The 17,567-nt window shown below is 54.4% G+C and carries 17 protein-coding genes; 14 read left to right on the forward strand and 3 right to left on the reverse strand.

Going from position 1 to position 17,567, the window contains the following annotated elements:
* Window positions 1-41: 41 nt before the first annotated feature.
* Window positions 42-2,363: an AraC family transcriptional regulator gene (locus tag ACFFK0_RS29625; protein WP_377474856.1), complete on the reverse strand. Its 2,322-nt coding sequence runs from the start codon at window positions 2,361-2,363 to the stop codon at window positions 42-44.
* A 216-nt stretch (window positions 2,364-2,579) separates the two neighbouring features.
* On the opposite strand from ACFFK0_RS29625, the gene ACFFK0_RS29630 reads away from it, so the two are divergent.
* On the forward strand, window positions 2,580-5,168 hold the full coding sequence (locus tag ACFFK0_RS29630; RefSeq protein WP_377474857.1) for an S-layer homology domain-containing protein: 2,589 nt from the start codon (window positions 2,580-2,582) through the stop codon (window positions 5,166-5,168).
* 90 nt (window positions 5,169-5,258) lie between these two features.
* Here the strand turns inward: ACFFK0_RS29630 and ACFFK0_RS29635 are convergent, their stop codons facing one another.
* A complete protein-coding gene (locus ACFFK0_RS29635; protein ID WP_377474859.1) occupies window positions 5,259-6,602 on the reverse strand; it encodes an aminotransferase-like domain-containing protein in 1,344 nt (447 codons plus the stop codon).
* Window positions 6,603-6,768: 166 nt separating this feature from the next.
* On the opposite strand from ACFFK0_RS29635, the gene ACFFK0_RS29640 reads away from it, so the two are divergent.
* Both ACFFK0_RS29640 and ACFFK0_RS29645 read left to right on the forward strand, forming a co-directional pair.
* The gene (locus tag ACFFK0_RS29640; protein WP_377474861.1) at window positions 6,769-7,716 is read left to right on the forward strand and encodes a DMT family transporter; all 948 of its coding nucleotides are present in this window, start codon (window positions 6,769-6,771) and stop codon (window positions 7,714-7,716) included.
* A 163-nt stretch (window positions 7,717-7,879) separates the two neighbouring features.
* Window positions 7,880-8,110, forward strand: coding sequence for a hypothetical protein (locus tag ACFFK0_RS29645; RefSeq protein ID WP_377474863.1), 231 nt, complete (start codon window positions 7,880-7,882; stop codon window positions 8,108-8,110).
* Window positions 8,111-8,222: 112 nt separating this feature from the next.
* Here ACFFK0_RS29645 and ACFFK0_RS29650 read toward each other — a convergent pair whose 3' ends face one another.
* Entirely contained in the window at window positions 8,223-8,963 is a 741-nt protein-coding gene (locus tag ACFFK0_RS29650) for an SDR family NAD(P)-dependent oxidoreductase (protein ID WP_377474865.1), read from the reverse strand.
* Between the two features lie 122 nt (window positions 8,964-9,085).
* Between ACFFK0_RS29650 and ACFFK0_RS29655 the strand changes: the two genes are divergently transcribed.
* From ACFFK0_RS29655 to ACFFK0_RS29705, 11 genes are all read left to right on the forward strand, one after another.
* Window positions 9,086-10,036, forward strand: coding sequence for a LysR family transcriptional regulator (locus ACFFK0_RS29655; protein WP_377474867.1), 951 nt, complete (start codon window positions 9,086-9,088; stop codon window positions 10,034-10,036).
* A 4-nt stretch (window positions 10,037-10,040) separates the two neighbouring features.
* Window positions 10,041-10,505: a MarR family winged helix-turn-helix transcriptional regulator gene (locus tag ACFFK0_RS29660; RefSeq protein ID WP_377474869.1), complete on the forward strand. Its 465-nt coding sequence runs from the start codon at window positions 10,041-10,043 to the stop codon at window positions 10,503-10,505.
* A 52-nt stretch (window positions 10,506-10,557) separates the two neighbouring features.
* Window positions 10,558-11,376: an alpha/beta fold hydrolase gene (locus tag ACFFK0_RS29665; RefSeq protein ID WP_377474871.1), complete on the forward strand. Its 819-nt coding sequence runs from the start codon at window positions 10,558-10,560 to the stop codon at window positions 11,374-11,376.
* A gap of 80 nt (window positions 11,377-11,456) precedes the next feature.
* The gene (locus tag ACFFK0_RS29670; protein ID WP_377474874.1) at window positions 11,457-12,098 is read left to right on the forward strand and encodes an HlyD family efflux transporter periplasmic adaptor subunit; all 642 of its coding nucleotides are present in this window, start codon (window positions 11,457-11,459) and stop codon (window positions 12,096-12,098) included.
* Window positions 12,099-12,109: 11 nt separating this feature from the next.
* On the forward strand, window positions 12,110-13,693 hold the full coding sequence (locus ACFFK0_RS29675) for a DHA2 family efflux MFS transporter permease subunit (protein ID WP_377474876.1): 1,584 nt from the start codon (window positions 12,110-12,112) through the stop codon (window positions 13,691-13,693).
* A gap of 14 nt (window positions 13,694-13,707) precedes the next feature.
* A complete protein-coding gene (locus ACFFK0_RS29680) occupies window positions 13,708-14,253 on the forward strand; it encodes an NAD(P)H-dependent oxidoreductase (RefSeq protein WP_377474878.1) in 546 nt (181 codons plus the stop codon).
* A 17-nt stretch (window positions 14,254-14,270) separates the two neighbouring features.
* On the forward strand, window positions 14,271-14,813 hold the full coding sequence (locus ACFFK0_RS29685) for a hypothetical protein (RefSeq protein ID WP_377474880.1): 543 nt from the start codon (window positions 14,271-14,273) through the stop codon (window positions 14,811-14,813).
* A gap of 25 nt (window positions 14,814-14,838) precedes the next feature.
* Window positions 14,839-15,012: a hypothetical protein gene (locus tag ACFFK0_RS29690; RefSeq protein WP_377474882.1), complete on the forward strand. Its 174-nt coding sequence runs from the start codon at window positions 14,839-14,841 to the stop codon at window positions 15,010-15,012.
* A 264-nt stretch (window positions 15,013-15,276) separates the two neighbouring features.
* Entirely contained in the window at window positions 15,277-15,753 is a 477-nt protein-coding gene (locus ACFFK0_RS29695; RefSeq protein WP_377474885.1) for a hypothetical protein, read from the forward strand.
* Window positions 15,750-16,946: a LuxR C-terminal-related transcriptional regulator gene (locus tag ACFFK0_RS29700; protein WP_377474887.1), complete on the forward strand. Its 1,197-nt coding sequence runs from the start codon at window positions 15,750-15,752 to the stop codon at window positions 16,944-16,946. The genes ACFFK0_RS29695 and ACFFK0_RS29700 overlap by 4 nt, the downstream gene beginning before the upstream one ends.
* 80 nt (window positions 16,947-17,026) lie before the next feature.
* Window positions 17,027-17,482: a DUF2269 family protein gene (locus tag ACFFK0_RS29705; RefSeq protein WP_377474889.1), complete on the forward strand. Its 456-nt coding sequence runs from the start codon at window positions 17,027-17,029 to the stop codon at window positions 17,480-17,482.
* The last annotated feature ends 85 nt before the right edge of the window (window positions 17,483-17,567 follow it).

Below are 17,567 nucleotides of genomic sequence, written 5' to 3' on the forward strand. Positions count from 1 at the left end.
TTCATTGATAAATTCTTACCGTTCAGGGGAAGCCCGATTGACTACACCTGATTAACCGAATTCCGCAAATAATCCTTGGGTGTACAGCCGTGCAGCTCCTTAAATTTCTTAATAAAATAGGCCGCAGTTCCGTAGCCGACCGAAATCGCGATTTGTTCGACGGTCAGCTTGTTGTTTGCGATCAGCGCCTTGGCCGCTTCCATTCGCCGGTTGGTGACATAGTCGGTATAGGTGACGCCGAGCTCCTCCTTGAAGAGCTTGCTCAAGTACTTCGGACTAATGAACACTTGAGCCGCCACGACATTCAGAGAGAGATCCTCCGACAGATGCTCCTCGATATATTGCCTCGCGGCCTCAATGCTGGAGACGGCTCTGTCGCTATTGCGCTTCTCCATCTGCGCGATGAAGGCCGTGACCGACTCCGTCAGCCAATCACGGAAATCGTCGATGTTGGCAAGCTTGATGTATTGATTGTACAGATCCAAATGATCCTGAGCCGGATGCTTATAGCGCACGCTCTTCAAATAATCGGAGTAGACGAATACGGTATTGGATAGAACAAAATGGCAATAGTCGGCGGGATATCTGCCTTCCCGTATCGCCATGACCAGCTGCTCGACTGCCATGGCGATCTCTTGCAGCTGACGGCCGGGCAATTTGTCCCTAAACCTCGTGAGCATCGATTGGGGGATTTCGTCCAGGCTGTTCTCGCGGTCCAGGAGGCGACGATCGTTCAGAATCGATAGCTCCGGCAGGAAATACCCGTATTTCATTAAGGTCCGAGCTTCACTGTAGCTCATATGGACATCGCGCAGCTCCTGCACCCAAGACCCCCAAGAAACTTGAAAATCAAGCTTGAGCTGCCGCCGGCCCTCCGTTAACACATGAAGGGAGAGCTGCTCCAAAATCGCGTCATCCACTTGCCCGGCACAAACGATGACGACGATCTTCTTATCCGGAAGCTCTTCCGCGAGCAGATGGCAGTCCGGCAGTGACGCAGACTCCAGCTGGCTCATGATCCCATTGACCGCATCCTGCATGTCCCGGGAGCTTAATCGGGCAAAAGCCTCGCTCGAACCCAGGAGGATGCAGCAGTAATGAGAGTACTCCTGAGGAATCTCTAATAATGGGAGCGATTCAGCCCATTCCTCGCGGCTAGAGCTGCTCTGGAGCATATTCAGCACGATATTATGCCGGATCACGGTGCTGTTGGCCTGCAGCGTCTCCTCCAGGCTGCTGACTTTATCGTTTAGCCTAATGAAGGCGTTGTCGATCAGCCTGTACTCATTCGTTACATGTCCAAGAGCAGGGTCGGACAGGTGCTTGATTTTCCCGACGAGCCGTTTGACCGGACTGTAGTTCGCTTTGGCCCATATTCGGGATAACGCGATGCCGATCAGGATGGCAAACAGACAGATGCCGAGGATCAGCTTTTGCACGAATATCGATTTTTCATAGAAGGAGTCGGCCGGTGCGGCGCTGTAAATCTTCCAGCCGGTCGATGGCAGCGTCCGGTAGGAAACGACATAGGAGTCGCGATCGATCGTATCGCTGAAGCTCCCGGACGCGGTATCCGACATCAGCGCCTGAGTGATGCTTGAGCCGTAGTCGCTGCGCTGGCCTAAGGTACCTTTATCGGAGTCGCTGATTTTGCTGCCGAACCGGTCCAATATAAACGTGCTCGCGTACTGCGACGGCATCATATTGTGAATAATCCCGCTGATCGCGCTCTCCTTCACATCAATCGCAATCAACAGGTCATGGCTTACGCCGTCGGCCTGCAGAGGATAGCTGTGCGTATAGGTAATCAAAGCGTTGCCATTGTCGCCTGACAGTCCGGAGAAAATATCTTGCGGAACCGTACGGGTCGGCGTCCACAGGCTGCTTTGCTTATTGCTTCGCATTTCGCCGATCCACTCCGCAAGAAAGGCGGAGCCGCCGCCTTGATCTGCCTTCAGGATGAGCCCGTAGACCGACGACAGCAGAACATGCTGCCCGGGATCATAGAGATGCACCGCATGTACGATGTCCGAGTTGCTCGTTACTTTAGACTTCAGCAATTCCTGCAAATCGATCACCCTGCTGGGGCGGCTTGGCAAGGAAGGGTCGGCCAGCCAGCGGACATCGACGGTTTTGTCGAGAGCGATATCCAGGTAAATCTGCTGAACCCGCTGCAGCACCGTAGCTTCTATCGTTTGAACGGTGTGCTCCAGGATCAGCTGATTCTTGCTGCGCAAGTCTTCCTTGTAATTGTTTGAGAAATAAATATAGAAGACGGAGCAGAGCAAGAGTACGATGACGAGCACGATAGATATATAGGAAACGGCCAGGTTGGCAAAGACGGAGTTCCATTTTCGATTCAAGTTTACCCGCCTCCCGCTGTCATAGATTTCGCGATATCGTACCGCTTATCTCCATGAAACCATACTTACGTAAAGCCAATGTTAAAATCGCCGCTTTCCGATCAAGATGATCCCAAACTGATAGAAAAGGGAAATTGTTATATTGTGGCGCAGCATGGCCCGGTGCTACATTGATTCCGAATCGGAACCTCAAACAAACAGAGGAGTGGACAAGTCTTGAAACTGCAAACGAAAAGAAAGCTCGTATCGGCAACACTAGGTGTGTTACTGCTTGCGAATCCCATCGGCGCAAACCTTGCCCATGCATCGACAGCCGTTTCCTCCATCGATCTGCCGGCAGCCCCGGAGTGGGGACATTTTGTAGACAATTACAAGAACAATACGTCCGTGAATTTGGCGGTCTATTCGAACCCTGCGATCGGCGTTCTGTCCCAGTTCCTGAAGTTGTGGACCCCCGGGACGGCTTGGGATAACGGCACCAAACTGAACAGCGATGTGCTGGACGCCAACATTCAATATGTCGCCGATCTGGCGGTTACCCGCACGGCGGAAGAGGAAGCGAGGGCGTACTTCGACGACCGCAGAAACCAAACCTATGGGGCGATAGACGGTCTAGGTTCTTTGGCCGATGTGTACCGCACCAAGACAAATACTTACACCACGATTACGAGCATCCCGGCCGATGCAACAACGAAGAAGTACGACGACGGCAACAATCAAAATAAAGGCGGCGATTCGGCCTCCGAGCTCGGCAAGATGGTCGACTTGATCGGCACGCTGCGGGGCAATTACGCTTCCACGAACCCGGCTAAAAATTATTACAGCTATCCGCGGCCATGGCGCTGGAAGGATACCTCCATCATTGTGCCTGCGCTAGTTCCGGCGAGAAGCAGCAATCCGGCCACGGACGGCGGCTTCCCAAGCGGCCATACGAACGCTTCGTATCTTGCCGCTTATGCGCTGGCTTATGCGGTGCCCGAGCGGTTCCAGGAAATGCTGACCCGGGCTTCGGAGATGGGGCACAGCCGGATCGTAGCGGGCATGCACTCGCCGTTCGATGTGATGGGCGGACGGGTTATGGCCACGGCCCTGGCGGCAGCTACCCTGGCGGACCCGGCTAACGCCGCGCTGAAGCGGGAGGCTTATGACCAGGCCCATAACATCTTGTTGAAGGAAACCGGCACAGCGGAGGATCGGTTCAGCGATTATGCGGCCAACAAAACGCAATTTAACCAGCGCTTGACCTACGGATTCAGTCCGATCGGCTCCACGACGGAAGCGATGGTCGTCCCGAAAGGCGCCGAGGTGCTGCTGGAGACTCGCCTGCCATACTTGAGCGGCGATCAGCGCCGTGAGGTTCTGGCTACGACGGGCCTGCCGTCGGGCTATCCGCTGCTCGATGACCCGGAGGGATGGGGACGATTGAATCTGTTCGCCGCGGCGGACGGGTACGGAGCATTCCATAGCGACGTTACGGTGACGATGGATGCCTATAAGGGCGGCTTCTATGCATCGGACCGCTGGCGCAACGACATCTCCGGCACGGGCAAGCTGACGAAGGAAGGCACCGGCACGCTGAAGCTGCTGGGCAGCAATACGTATTCCGGTGGTACCCAGGTTAACGCAGGTACGCTTGAGGCCGGTTCGGCCACGGCATTTGGCAGCGGCAATGTGGTAAATACAGGCGGCACGGTGTCGGAACATGTGTACGGGAAAATGACCGTCGGAGGAGGCTTTACCCAGGCGGCTGGAGGTACGCTGGAGCTGAATATGGCCAGCGCTAGCGATGTGCTTGAGGTCAAGGGCGCGGTAAACGCGAACGGCAAATTGCGCGTGAAGTTTGCGGACGGCTACGTGCCGAACATCGGCAGCATTCCCTTGATAAGCTCCGGTGCTAACCAACGGAGCGGGGAATTCTCCTCTGTGGAAGTTGAGGGATTGCCGAGTCAGTATCGTGCCCAGGTGGTCTATGGTTCGAGCCAGGTTGTACTGGCGGTATCGATTGCGACGAATACGACGGATGATGACGACGACTCAACGGGTTCGACGAATAACGGCCCAACAAGCTCCACCACGAACAACTCGACAGGTACAGTAACTCCGACACCTTCTAAGGACGAGACTGCTAACGGCGGTACGGAGAAGCCTTCGACCGCGGTGAGTCCATTCCAATCGGCAGTGGTGAGCAAGGACGCGGTCCTCAAAGCGGTTAACGACTCCATTGCCGCAACGAAGAATGAGAACAAAACGTTCAGCGATATCGTGAATCACTGGGGCGCCAAGACCATTGCGGCAGCCGTGAAGCTGCAGATTGTCGACGGGTACGGGGACCGCACGTTCCGCCCGAACGCCTCTGTCACAAGAGCGGAATTTGCCGTCATGATCACCCGCGCATTCGGGTTGGCAGCAAGCCCTGTATCGGCCGGCTTCGCGGATACGTCCTCACATTGGGCCGCTGCTTCCATCGGGGCATTGGCGGGCAAGGGAGTCGTGACCGGCTATGAGGATGGCAGCTTTCATCCGGATGCTGAGATCTCCCGCGCCGAGATGGTCGTAATCCTGTCGCGCATGCTGAATCTTAGCGTGCTCTCGACCGGCACACCGGCCAGCTTTGCAGACGTGAGCGGCGGACACTGGGCCGCGAAGGAGATCGGGCAGGCGTCGGCGGCGAATTTGGTGCAAGGGACTGGCGCCTCTACATTTGCTCCGGGCAATCATGCTACCCGCGCAGAAGCGCTGACGCTCATCATCCGCGCTTTGGAGAGTGACAGCTTGGTCAAGGAGTTAATCGAAGGACTCATGTAACGGTAACGATACTAGGGTAACGAGAGCGAAATGGTTCGTTTAACGACGGACTATTTCGCTCTTCGCATCTATTAATTAACGTAGCGATATCTACCTCCCAAGCTCCCTCTTTACTTCCTCTATAATTATCCTCACTCCCTCTTCGATTCTTTCCGGCTTGACCTGAGAGATACTAATTCGCAAAAACTTTTCCCGCTCAAGCCAGTTCGTCAAGTAAAACGGTTTACCGGTCACAGCCATCACATTCCTCGCCGACAGCCGCTTCATCAGCCGGTCCAAGTTAACGGGCTGCGGCAGCTTAAACTGAATATAGACGCCGGAGTCGACCCCCGACAATTCCACCCATCCCTCGCCGTTGTAACGGCTTACCGCATCGTTTACCGCCCGGACCCGCGCCGCGTATTGGCTGCTGATTTTTTTCTTATGCCGTTCATACATGCCGTTTTTGATATATACATCGAGCGCCGCCTGCGACAGCAGGGAAGTATCGGTATACCCTTTGCAGGCGTGGAATGTCTCCGCCAAACGTTCGGGAAGCACGACCGCACCTAAGCGCAAGCCCGGGAAAATAATCTTGGAGAAGCTCTTCACGTAAACGACATGCGATGTCCGGCTATAGGCGTAAATAGGCTCAAATGCCTTGTCTTCTCCTAAATCGCCCATGTAGTCGTCTTCAACGACGTACACATCGTATTTGCCCGCCAGCTCGGCGATGGACTTCCGCTCTCCAGCGTTATACGTGGTGCCTAACGGATTGTGGTATCGGGACATGGTGTAGAAAAATTTGATTCCGCCGTTCTTGAACTTCCGCTCCAGCTCCTGCAGATCAATCCCGGCTGCATTGCGCGGAATTCCGACTACCGGAATGCCCTCCGCCTCAAGATACCGCAAGTAGATATTGTAACTGGGCTGCTCAACCAGAATGGTTTCTTTTCGGTTTGGAAACGGCATCTTGGACAAAACCTCCAAAGCCCGTTGAGCCCCCGAGGTAATCATGATCTGCTCCATCTTGGCAAATACCTGATCATTCGCCAAATGGGACACCAGTGTCTGGCGCAGCTTCGCCATCCCTCTCGTATTCCCGCCGGTAAACAGTTGCTGCTTATACGTATCAATCGCCTTGTTCAAGCAATGCTGAAAGTCCAAATAAGGAAAAACGTTACTATCCGGCATTGCCGATGAAAAGTCAATCTTGCCGTCATCCTTGCCGGCGGATTCGGCTTCCGGCTTGTCAACGACATAGTACCCGCTCTGGGAAATCGAATAGATGGCGTGGCGCTTTTCCAGTTCCGCGTAAGCCCGGACGACGGTACTGACGCTGCAGCCGTACCGTTTCGCGGCATCGCGGACGGAGGGCAGCTTTTGGCCCGGGCGGTAGTGCCCTTCATTCATTTTAAGTTCCATATCGGACAGGATAGACATGTATCTTTTCACGCTGCACCCCCTTCTTGCCGTTCTCATTATACTTGATATAAATAACTGTATCGATACAGTTCCGGAAATTTGATGTTGCCGGCAGCTGCATCTCGTTTTACCATTTGCAGTATTAGCTCCATGTTCGCGAACATGAATCGATTTTTTAAGGAGGGCACGTGCTTCGATGAATCCATCCGGATTGAAACTTGCTTATCTGTGCGCGGTTATGAATGCCATAATCATGGGATTTTCATTTTTGTTTACCAAGATTGCGCTCGAATTCGCTGAACCCTTGGATACGCTGACATTCCGGTTTGCAGCATCATTCGCCGTAATGACCATTCCCGTTCTTCTGGGCAGGGTTCGTTTGAATTACCGCGGAAAGAAGCTTTACAAGGTGCTGCTTTTGGCTGCTCTGTATCCGCTTGGGTTTTTCACGCTCCAAGCCTACGGTCTTCAGCATGCGACATCCGGCGAAGGGGGCATTTTGTTTGCTTTCACGCCGGTTTTAACGGTACTGCTGGCTTTCCTGTTGTTGAAAGAAACGACCACCATCCTGCAAAAGCTATCCATCTGTTTGTCGGTCAGCGGAGTCCTGTTCATCTTTATGATGAAGGGCAGCGGTATCGATTGGTCCAACATGACGGGAATCCTTCTCTTGTTCTTGTCTTGCGTGGCAGTGGCAGGGTACAACGTGCTCGCAAGGCGGCTGCTCAAATCGTTCACTCCTGCCGAGATTACGTATGTCATGCTGGGGGTTGCCTTGCTGTCCTTCCTTTCCGTTTCGCTGGCCAGACATGCAACCGCAGGAACGCTCGATCAATGGTTCTCTCCGCTTGCCAGCGGCCCGTTTATCGCGGCCATCCTCTATCTTGGCATCTTGTCCACATTGGTTACGGCGCTTAGCTCAAACTATGCTTTGTCCAGAATCGAAGCATCCAAAATGAGCGTATTCTTCAATTTATCGACCATTGTGTCTATCGCTGCCGGAGCGATTTTGCTTGGGGAGGAAGTCCAAATGTACCATATCGCCGGTTCCGCGCTGATTATTGCCGGAGTCATGGGAACCAATCTCCTCGGGAAGAAAAGCGGGAGGCAAGTTCAAAGCACAAATCGTGCAAAAGCCGGATAAGGCTAGGACAAGTCGAACCCAATTTCCGATTGACCCTGACACTGAGGTAAGGGTTTATACTGGGATTATCGCGAACGGCAAGAGAAAGTACTGCACAAGATGGGAAGCGGCGAAATGAGCAGATATATGAATGTATAGGATCTGCTAGAAAGGAAGGTGCGTTATGGATATTACCCCGCAAGAGGAAATCATGATTAAGGCTCTCCGTGAGGCTGCTTTTCCTCCCTTATTTGTGCTCATACGAATTAGAAACGAAATTTCAAACGACACTGCAAATGTCGAAGAGGGCCGGAGAGATGAGGTCGTAACAGCATTAGAAAAATACATCGGCCCACTATGGGAAGATTATCACGAGGGGAATAGGGCAAAAGCCAACATGGACGATAGTGAATAAAATGAACCGGGAGCTGCATCTGACGCGGCTCCCGATTTTACGGCCAAGGCGAGGAAGAGGTGATGTGATCGGGGCTTTCTTCGCCTTGGCTGTCAAGCCGGAAAGCATGCTTCTACAAAGATTGTCCGCTGTCCACCGTGATCATCTGACCGGTCATTGCTTCCTGTTCCAAGGCGGCACAGATCATGGCGGCGATATCTTCCGGCGTCGAAATTCGCTGTAATAGAAGCTTGGGGGCAAGCCGGTTCATATGATCTTCCTTTCCGGCCCACCACCTCGTCGCCACGGCTCCCGGTACGATGCAGTTGACCCGAATGTCGGGGGCTAAAGCTCGCGCTAACGATTTCGTCAAGCCGTGTACGGCTGCTTTCGATACGGCGTAAGGAAGCGAAGAGCCTAATCCGGTCAGTCCGGCGATGCTGCCTACGTTAACGATCGCCCCCTGTTGATTTTGTTTCATGTAAGGGGCGACGGCTCGCGCGCAGTAAAACATGCCTTTCACATTCACATCGAACAACTCGTCCCAAACTTCACCGGTTGCCGCTTCCAGGTCGTCCATCGGAATATGCCTGGTTATGCTGGCGTTATTGACGAGCAAATCCACCGTTCCGAATTGCTGTACGATACTTTCGATCATGGCCCGGACTTGGCTGTCCTGCGACACATCGGCTTGAACGGCTGCAGCCCGCCCGCCATCGGAGCGGATGCATCGAACGGTTTCTTCCGCATCGGATTGCGAACGCGAATAATTTACGATAACGGCTGCTCCCCGCTTGGCCAGCATGAGGCTTGTCGCTCTGCCAATCCCCGTACCGCCTCCCGTAACCAAAACCACCTTGTTATTGATCTCCATGCTTCATTCACTCCCTATAACGTGATTGATTGGTCTCATTGTAAATGATCGATTGGGATTTGTATAATTGAACTAATTGAAGAATGGATTCAAAAATTTTGAACTGGATAGGGGGGCGCAGGGTGGATTATAAAACATTAAAAACGTTCCAAACGATCGTAAAATACGGCAGCTTTGTCCGTGCGGCCAAAGAAATGAACTATGTGCAATCCACGGTTACCATGCAGATGCAAAAGCTTGAGTCCGATTTGGGCGTCGAGTTGATCGAGCGGGGGAACGGAAAGGAGATCCGGCTTACGGAGGCCGGAAGATTATTTCATGACCAAAGCTTGCAAATCGTAAAGAATATGGAGCAGCTGCAAACGAATATGTCAAACTGGAAGTTAGGGGAAACGGGGCATCTTCGCATCGGGGTCACGGAACCAACCGCTAGTTATCGTTTACCTGGACTATTGAAGGAGTTTATGGCCGAATATCCGAAAATTCGTATTTCCCTGGAAATTGCGAATACCCCGGCACTGAGCGAGCGAACGCTCAGAGGAGAGCTGGATTTTGCGCTTTGCTCGGCGCCGGATTTGGGGACGGAGCTTTATTTTGAACCTTTATTCAAGGAAGAGTTCGTGGCGCTGCTGCCTGAACATCATCCGCTGGCGCTGAAAGCGGTTCTCTCGCCGGAAGACTTGCGGCCATATCGTCTGCTCATCACATCGGCAACCTGCCCTTACCGCAGGAGGCTGGAGATGGTTATGCAGGAAACGGGGAACGTTGCTCTCGACACTATGGAGATAGGGAGTATGACGGCCTTAAAATTTTACGTCGAGAGCGGGTTAGGCATCGCACTGATCCCGAGGATTATCGCGGAAACACAGTCTGGAGGAACGACGATACGATCCATAGAAAGAAGCCTTATCGACATGACATTCGGGATGGTTTGCAAAGCGTCGGCTTACCCGCTGCAATGGGCCGGTCAGAAGCTATATCAATATTTCACGATGCATCTGAGAGAACGAGGACAATCCGTTGAGAACCTCACTGATTTTATCGTTAATGTAACCAAAGGAGGTGAATTGTGACGGTTTGTCATTTGACATTAGTTTGATATCAAACTATAATACGGGTATGGAAAGCAGAGATATCATTTCATTAATTGCCAAGATTAGAGAGAAAGTGAACCGGTTTATTGTTGCCGAGATGGTGAAGTATGGGATCGAAGATGTCGGCACTTCCCACGGCGACATCCTCTATGCGTTATTCAAGAGCCACAGGCTCACGATGGCCGACGTTTCCAAGAGAATTAACAAGGATAAATCTACGGTTACGGCACTTGTCGACAAGCTGGTTCGGCTCGGATATGTGATCAAGGAAAGGGATAGAGAGGATACGAGGGTTGTATATGTTGCGTTAACCCGGAAGGGAATCGAGTTGAAGCCGGTCTTTGAATCGATATCCAAGGACATGTTGGACATGTTTTACTCCAACATCTCTGATAAAGAAAAAGAAGACCTGCTTCACATTTTAAAAAAGATAGATAACAATTTATAAATTTTTTTTGGGTAAATAGTTTGATATCAAACAAAATGAGGAGTAGATCACCGTGAGAGATTTCACGAAAGAATGGCCCGCTCATACGGAGAAGTACATTGGGGAGAACGATTTATTCTTGGAGATTTTCGAAGGGGAAAGCCTGCCGGAAGTAACGGCAGAAAGGCCGCCGCTGCTCTTTATACACGGTGCCTTCGCAGGAAGCTGGATGTGGAGCAAATACATTCCTCATTTTATTGGCGGCGGGTGGAAGTGCTACGTCATGAACTTGAGAAGTCATTACAAGAGCAGGGTACTGGATATGACGAAGATCACGTTCGAGGATTATTTGGAGGATATCAAAGAGGTCATCGCGGAGTGCGGTGTTCCGCCGATCCTAATCGGATTCAGTATGGGCGGGATATTGAGCCAGAAGCTGGCCGAAACCGCCGGGATCGCCGGTTTGGTGCTGATCGACTCCGTCATAAGCAGAGAAGTATTTGAAGCCGTACCTTACAAAGAGCTGGACCCGTTGACAACCGGTGCCGTAGTGCCGGCGCCCGCCCGTGAAGAGCATTCCAGCATAGATGAGACGGCGGAGGACATTGAATTTCAAAGGAAGTATTTGACCATGGAGGCATCCAAGGCATTTAACGCATTTGTTTTTTCAACCGAATCCATGGGAATATCGATAAATGCCGGTGCAATCACTTGCCCGTGCTTGGTGATTAAAGCAGTTAACGACGACGATGACGACCGTCGGGGCAAGGTGACGGCGGAGCACCTCCGCGGGGATTATAAGGGGCTCTGGAATACTACTCATACAGGCGTTCTCGTAGGGCAGAGATATAAGGAAGCGGTGGACGCCATCCTGGAATGGTTGGGACGTTAAGCAGACCATGGACATTTTTGAATAATCAGCATTCGTTTACATCAAGCTACGGTAAGAAAACCGTACACAGGAGGACGACCATGAATCCAAGAATGCTGCTTGTCAATCTCTTGCTGATTCTGATCATTATCGCGGGTTTAGGAGCAGGTGTTTACTATTACAATCAGAGCGTCAATTATATCAGCACGGATAACGCCAGGGTGGACGGCCAGCAGATTGCCATCTCGGCGGTTGCCTCCGGTCGGCTGACCGACTGGAACGGCCAGCTCGGCAAAACGTTCGCGAGCGGAGAGCGGATCGGCAGCATTCTCCCGGCGGGAGCGACGGCGAAAGTGGATATGGATTTTCCTGCTGCCGGAACCATCGTACAGCAGTCCGTCGTGCCGAACTCGTTCGTCGCGGCGGGAAGCGTACTTGCCCGAGCTTACGACCTGAATAACCTGTGGATCACAGCGAACATCGACGAGAAGAGGTACAACGATATTAAGCCGGGACAGACTGTCGATGTATATGTCGATGCGTTTCCCGGCACGGTTCTCACCGGCCGGGTCGATAAAATCGGTCAAGCTACCGCAGGGTCCTTCTCGCTGATGCCGACGTCGAATACGACGGCGAATTATACGAAGGTGGCTCAGGTGCTGCCCGTCACGATCGTGTTAGACGGATATAAAGGGGTAGCTTTAGGTCAGGGAATGAGCGCCACTGTCCGCATCCATATCTAGGGGGTGCTCGGGTGGAACAAATCCATGTAGGCCGCACGCTGGCCGTATTGCTGCTCGGAGCCTTCATCTCGATCTTGAATCAAACCTTGATCAACATCGCTCTGCCGCATCTTATGTCGGACTTTAATATGTCGGCGACAACGGCCCAATGGCTGTCCACCGCTTATATGCTCGTCAATGGCGTGCTGATTCCGATTACGGCTTATTTGATCGCCACATACCGCACGCGCACCTTATTCTTAGCGGCCATGGTGTTCTTTACTGCAGGCTCCGTCGTATGCGCAATCTCCACCGGATTTACGGTGATGCTGATCGGACGCATTATGCAGGCGGTCGGTACCGGGATTTTGATGCCGCTGGTGATGAATGTGTTTCTGACGATCTTCCCTCCCGAGCGGCGGGGGGCGGCAATGGGGATGATGGGCATCGCCATGATCTTCGCGCCCGCGGTAGGTCCGACATTAGCCGGGTGGATTGTCCAAAATTATTCCTGGCACATTTTGTTTATTATGATGATCCCGCTGGGGATTATCGATATTGTGCTCGCCGTCAAATGGCTCCGAAATGTCGGTCAGCAAACGTTCCCTAAGTTTGATACATGGGGTGCGGTGACGTCGACCCTCGGCTTCGGCGGACTGCTCTACGGCTTCAGCGAGGCGGGGACCTACGGCTGGGGTAGTATCCAGGTGGTCGCCTTTCTGATATTGGGCGGCATCTTTATCGGCCTCTTCGTCTGGCGCGAGCTGACGGCCGATGAGCCGCTGCTTGAGCTGCGCGTCTTCAAGTACAATATTTTCACGCTAACGACGATAATCGGCTCCGCCATTAACTTGACGCTGTTCGGCGGGATGATTCTGCTCCCGATCTATCTGCAGAATATCCGGGGCTTTACGCCGCTGCAGGCCGGACTTCTGATGCTGCCGGGCGCGCTGCTGATGGGGGTCATGTCGCCGATATCCGGCGCGCTGTTCGACCGGATCGGAGCGAGACCGCTTGCGATCATCGGGCTGATCATTACCTCTATAACCACTTGGGAGTTCAGCCGCTTGACCTCAGATACAACGTATTCGCATATCCTGCTGCTCTATACCGTTCGCAGCTTCGGGATGTCGTTCATGATGATGACCGTCCAGACCGCCGGCTTGAATCAGGTGCCGCTTCAGCTCGGCTCCCATGCCACGGCGATGTCCAATACGATGCGGCAGATCGCAGGGTCGATCGGGACGGCTTTGCTGATCACCGTAATGACGACAAGAACGACGATTCATATGGGCGACTATGCGAACATGATCTCGGCTGCGAATCCGCAAATCGTTTCCTCGTTTCAGGAGCTGGCGGGAACGCTCGCCGGTGCGGCGGGGCTGCCCGCACAGGCCGGTCAAACGCTTGCACTGCAAGCTGTGTACGGGGTAGCGATGAAGGAGTCCACGATCAAAGGGATCAACGATGCGTTTCTGGTGGCGACATTGTTTGCGCTCATTGGGCTGGTGTTGTCCTTCTTTATCGGCAGAGTCAAAAGAGACAAGGTGGAAGTGCTGCAGAAGCCTCCGGCGCATAACGAGGAGCCGATCCTGCTGGAGCCGGCCAACACGTAAGGAGAGAGACCGACATGAAGATTTATGTGGTGTACGACAGCGAGGGCGGACATACCGAGGCGCTCGCCCGGTCCATCGCCGAAGGAGCGAAGCAGGTCGAGCGGGCGGAGGTTTGGCTGCATCATGTCAGGGATGCCGACATTTACGAGCTGGCGCAGATGGATGCGATCATCTGGGGGTGCCCGGGTCACTTCGGCACGATCAGCGCCGGGCTGAAAGCGTGGATCGACCGCCTCGGGTATCTGTGGGCCAAGGGGAAGCTTGTCGGGAAGGTCGGCGCGGTGTTCTGTACGACGGCTACGGTCCATGGCGGCATTGAAGCGACCATGCTGAATTTGATAACGCCGATGTTTCATCACGGCATGATCGTGGTCGGTCTGCCGGGCAACATTCCGGAGAACGCGCTGTACGGCTCGTATTACGGGGTCGGCGTCACCTGCCCGGTGGAGCCGTCTCCGGATGATCCTCCGAATTTGCCGACAGAGAACGATCTGGCGCTTGGCCGTGCGCTCGGACATCGGGTGGCGGAAATCACCAAGAAGTTGACGGCAAACAGCTAGGGATCGGAGGAATCGGAATGCTGTACGGTATTGCTGTTATCGTGATTGCGGCCCTAGTCGGATTGATCGTGCTCAACCTGAGAGGCGGCAAGCCGGCGAAAGGTCCGGCGGCACGCACAACCCCCGAGCCGGTTAAGCCGGAGCCAGGTAGGGGGCTGAAGCCGGAGAAACCGTCCGCGGGAGAAGCGAGGCAAGACGCTGCGGCCAAGAGCGCCGAGCCGGAACCCGCAGCCGCCGTGGAGCGGAATGTCCCGAAGGAGCCGGACCGGCCTGCGGAGGTTGTACATGCAGCCGGTGCTCCCGCGGCGGCGGCCAAGCTGACGGGCCGCCGCCTGGAGGCGGAGGAAGCGCCGCTGCCCCCGCGCTCCCGCAGGTCCGGCACCACCTCGCTCAATTGGGAGCAGAGCGATGAAGAGTACCGCAAGGCACTGCGCGGCTTTGCCGGCACCCCCGCCGCCGCTTCGCGGACGGCGGACGAGGGGGGAGCGGCAGCGGAGCCGCCTTCGGGCGTAGATGATGCCTATCGGGAAGGACTGCGTTCCTTAAGAAGACCCGAGTAGATAACGGGAGAAGGGAGAGGTGCTTATGCCGGATTTCTTTGCGAGCCAAGATGAAGCAAGCTATATGAGCGACGATGAGTACCGCCGGGCGCTCCGGCATTTTGCCGGGACTAACGCCGATGAGGCCGACAATGACATAGCCGCGGGAGCGGAGCTGAATGGAGTGCGGTCGGAAGCGCAGCAGCCGGGTGAAAGATAAATTCGTTTCATAGATGGACAAGACGACGCCACCCGGCTGCTCATGCGGTCGGGTGGATGTTTTGTTGCGGTCGATGGAACGTCGCTTTTTTACTTATCCGAGCCAACACATCGCGTCAACAGCACCTGAACACTAGCATCCTTCCTCCATCCGAACCAGCATGACTGCATGGCAATCCTGGACACTCCCCCAGTACCCAAACGGATACATTCCGGTATACAATAGAGAAAAACTTGGTCAGGAAGCGCGGTCAGGAGGACCAACATGATAACTTGGCCTGAAGAAGTGATCGGATTTTTACGGCGGCCTGTGCCGATTTTTCTACATGTGGCGGCGGCACGAATAGGGAAAGTACCGTTTACCTGCAGAGGGTATGGGTTCGCAGCGGAGCCGGAGTCGGGGCGGTTGGGGGTGTATGTCCTCAAGAGCCAGTGGCTGCGGCTGAACGCTTATATGGAGGGCGGCAGGGAGACGGCGGTGCTGCTTACTTCAGGGGTGGACAACGAGTCGTATCAGTTTAAGGGCACTTTGCAGGCTAGCCGTGCTCTTAACCGGGAGGATGCCAGAACCATCGAGGAGCAGCGGAAACGGGTCTACCAGTACGCGCCGCATCTCCTGCCGGTCTTGCACGTTTCCCCGTCCGGCTGTCTCGCGATCGAATTGCGGATAAGGGCGATTTATTCGCAAACTCCGGAGCCGGAGGCGGGAAGTCTGATTGCGGGAGAGGGGGCTGAAGCTTGATTACGCCTGAGCTGCTTACTCTATTCGAAGGGGCGTATCCGTCATGTCTGGTTACGTGTTCGGCGGACGGGATCCCGAACATGTCGAACCTCACCCGGGTTTGGGCGGAAGGGGCCGATCATGTGATGGTGGCGAACCAACTGCTCAATAAGACATATCGGAATATTACGGAGCACCCCCTGGCCCTGCTGAAAATGACCAACCCCCGCGACTTTGTCCACTGGGAGCTGTCGGTACGGTTTATCCGGTCCGAAAGCGAAGGAGAACGCTATGACCGAATTCTCCAGGATCTGAGGGCCGTCTCGTGGATGGCCGGGGTTCCGCTGTCCGCCGGCCTGCGCTCGGTTCTTATATTCGAGGTGCTGTCGGTTCGGCCTTGCGTGGAAGAGGCGCTTCATCTGAATCCTCCTCAGGAAGCATATGGCGATCTATTGAAGGTGCTGGCGGAGGTCCATACCTGGTCAAGGTTATCTTACTGGGTTCCGCAAGACGCGGACGAAGAGGTATCGCTGCAAGCATCCCGAGGGGTGACCGGAGCGGGAGTCGAGCCTTCGGCTTTCGAGGCCATGAAGCGGCTCGCGCTGCTGGTCCGAAGCGAAGGCCGACTCGTCCGGCTGCGCAACATTCGGTCCCAGCTGCGTTATCTCCATTCCATTCGAACGGCTTCACCCGAACAAGGGGCGCCTTCTCCTTCCGTGCCTGTGACGGGAGCGACGCCATCCAGCTACCTGGCCTTTCCGATCGAAGCGTCCGGGCAGGTCATCGGTATCGTCTGCTGTGAAGATACGGGCGGCCAAGCGGAAGCGTTCAGCGGGATCGAGGACGGCTATGTCGAGCTGCTGGCCGGCAAGCTCGGCGAAGCGCTGCTGGCCGTATCCACTATTCCGGAAGCGGAGCGCGAAGCGATGCTCCGGCAGGCGGCGGACCGGGCCAGGCTGCAGTGGGCCAAGGCGAAGGACCCGTTTCATACGATGCTGAGTGCGAGGGAACGGCAGGTAGCGGAGCAGGTCGCCCGAGGACTGACGAATACGGAGATTGCCAAACGGCTTTTCATTAGTCCGAGAACGGTAACCACGCATCTGGAGCGGATTTACCAGAAGCTGCAGGTGACCTCCCGGGCGGCGCTGACCCGGTATGTGACCGAGCATGAGCTGCTCGCGGAACAGGAGGAGAGGACTCCTAAAAATACGTAATTTCACCGATATGGGCGAGACCGGGAAACCGCTATGATGAGAACAGTCTTACTCACTCTCAGTAAAGGCGGTGTCAAGGAATGGTATGGCTCGTTATCATTCATGTATTATCGGCGGTGCTAGGGCTGGGCCCGGCGTTTGCGTTCCCCTGGATGTTAAGGGCGGTTTCCACGGTTAACGACATGTCCCGTAATTTGCAGCAGGTTGCGTATTTGGAGAAGTTTCCGAAAGTGTTTGGCTCGCTTGCGGTGCTCTCGGGGCTGGCGCTCTTCTGGCTCGGGTCCTATGGGCCGTTCATGCAGCTCTGGCTGGCCGGGACGCTCGCGGTGTTTATAGTTACCGAGGTGCTTGTGATTGGGTTTCTCAATCCGGCGGCGAACCGCTTGATGAAGCGGATTGCCGAATCCCCGTTGTCTCCCGAAGCTGCTCCTACGGGCGATTTGGCCGGGCTTTACACGCGTGTTCGAAGCTTGCATATATGGTCGGGAGTTCTTGGGCTGATCATTTTTGTACTGATGATTGCAAAGCCGCATTAAGGGGGAGAAGGACATGGACCGTGCTGTCAGTGTCAAGCTAGCGTGGGCAGTCATTTAAGATGCCTGGAACGCGAACCCCGAAGGA

The organism is Paenibacillus chartarius (assembly GCF_042432825.1).
GTDB lineage: Bacteria > Bacillota > Bacilli > Paenibacillales > NBRC-103111 > Gordoniibacillus > Gordoniibacillus chartarius.

Coding starts and splice junctions, on each gene's coding strand:
- ACFFK0_RS29680 (WP_377474878.1), top strand. CDS start 13,708: ATGAAGATTTATGTGGTGTACGACAGCGAGGGCGGACATACCGAGGCG.
- ACFFK0_RS29690 (WP_377474882.1), top strand. CDS start 14,839: ATGCCGGATTTCTTTGCGAGCCAAGATGAAGCAAGCTATATGAGCGAC.
- ACFFK0_RS29685 (WP_377474880.1), top strand. CDS start 14,271: ATGCTGTACGGTATTGCTGTTATCGTGATTGCGGCCCTAGTCGGATTG.
- ACFFK0_RS29705 (WP_377474889.1), top strand. CDS start 17,027: ATGGTATGGCTCGTTATCATTCATGTATTATCGGCGGTGCTAGGGCTG.
- ACFFK0_RS29640 (WP_377474861.1), top strand. CDS start 6,769: ATGAATCCATCCGGATTGAAACTTGCTTATCTGTGCGCGGTTATGAAT.
- ACFFK0_RS29645 (WP_377474863.1), top strand. CDS start 7,880: ATGGATATTACCCCGCAAGAGGAAATCATGATTAAGGCTCTCCGTGAG.
- ACFFK0_RS29650 (WP_377474865.1), bottom strand. CDS start 8,963: ATGGAGATCAATAACAAGGTGGTTTTGGTTACGGGAGGCGGTACGGGG.
- ACFFK0_RS29695 (WP_377474885.1), top strand. CDS start 15,277: ATGATAACTTGGCCTGAAGAAGTGATCGGATTTTTACGGCGGCCTGTG.
- ACFFK0_RS29670 (WP_377474874.1), top strand. CDS start 11,457: ATGAATCCAAGAATGCTGCTTGTCAATCTCTTGCTGATTCTGATCATT.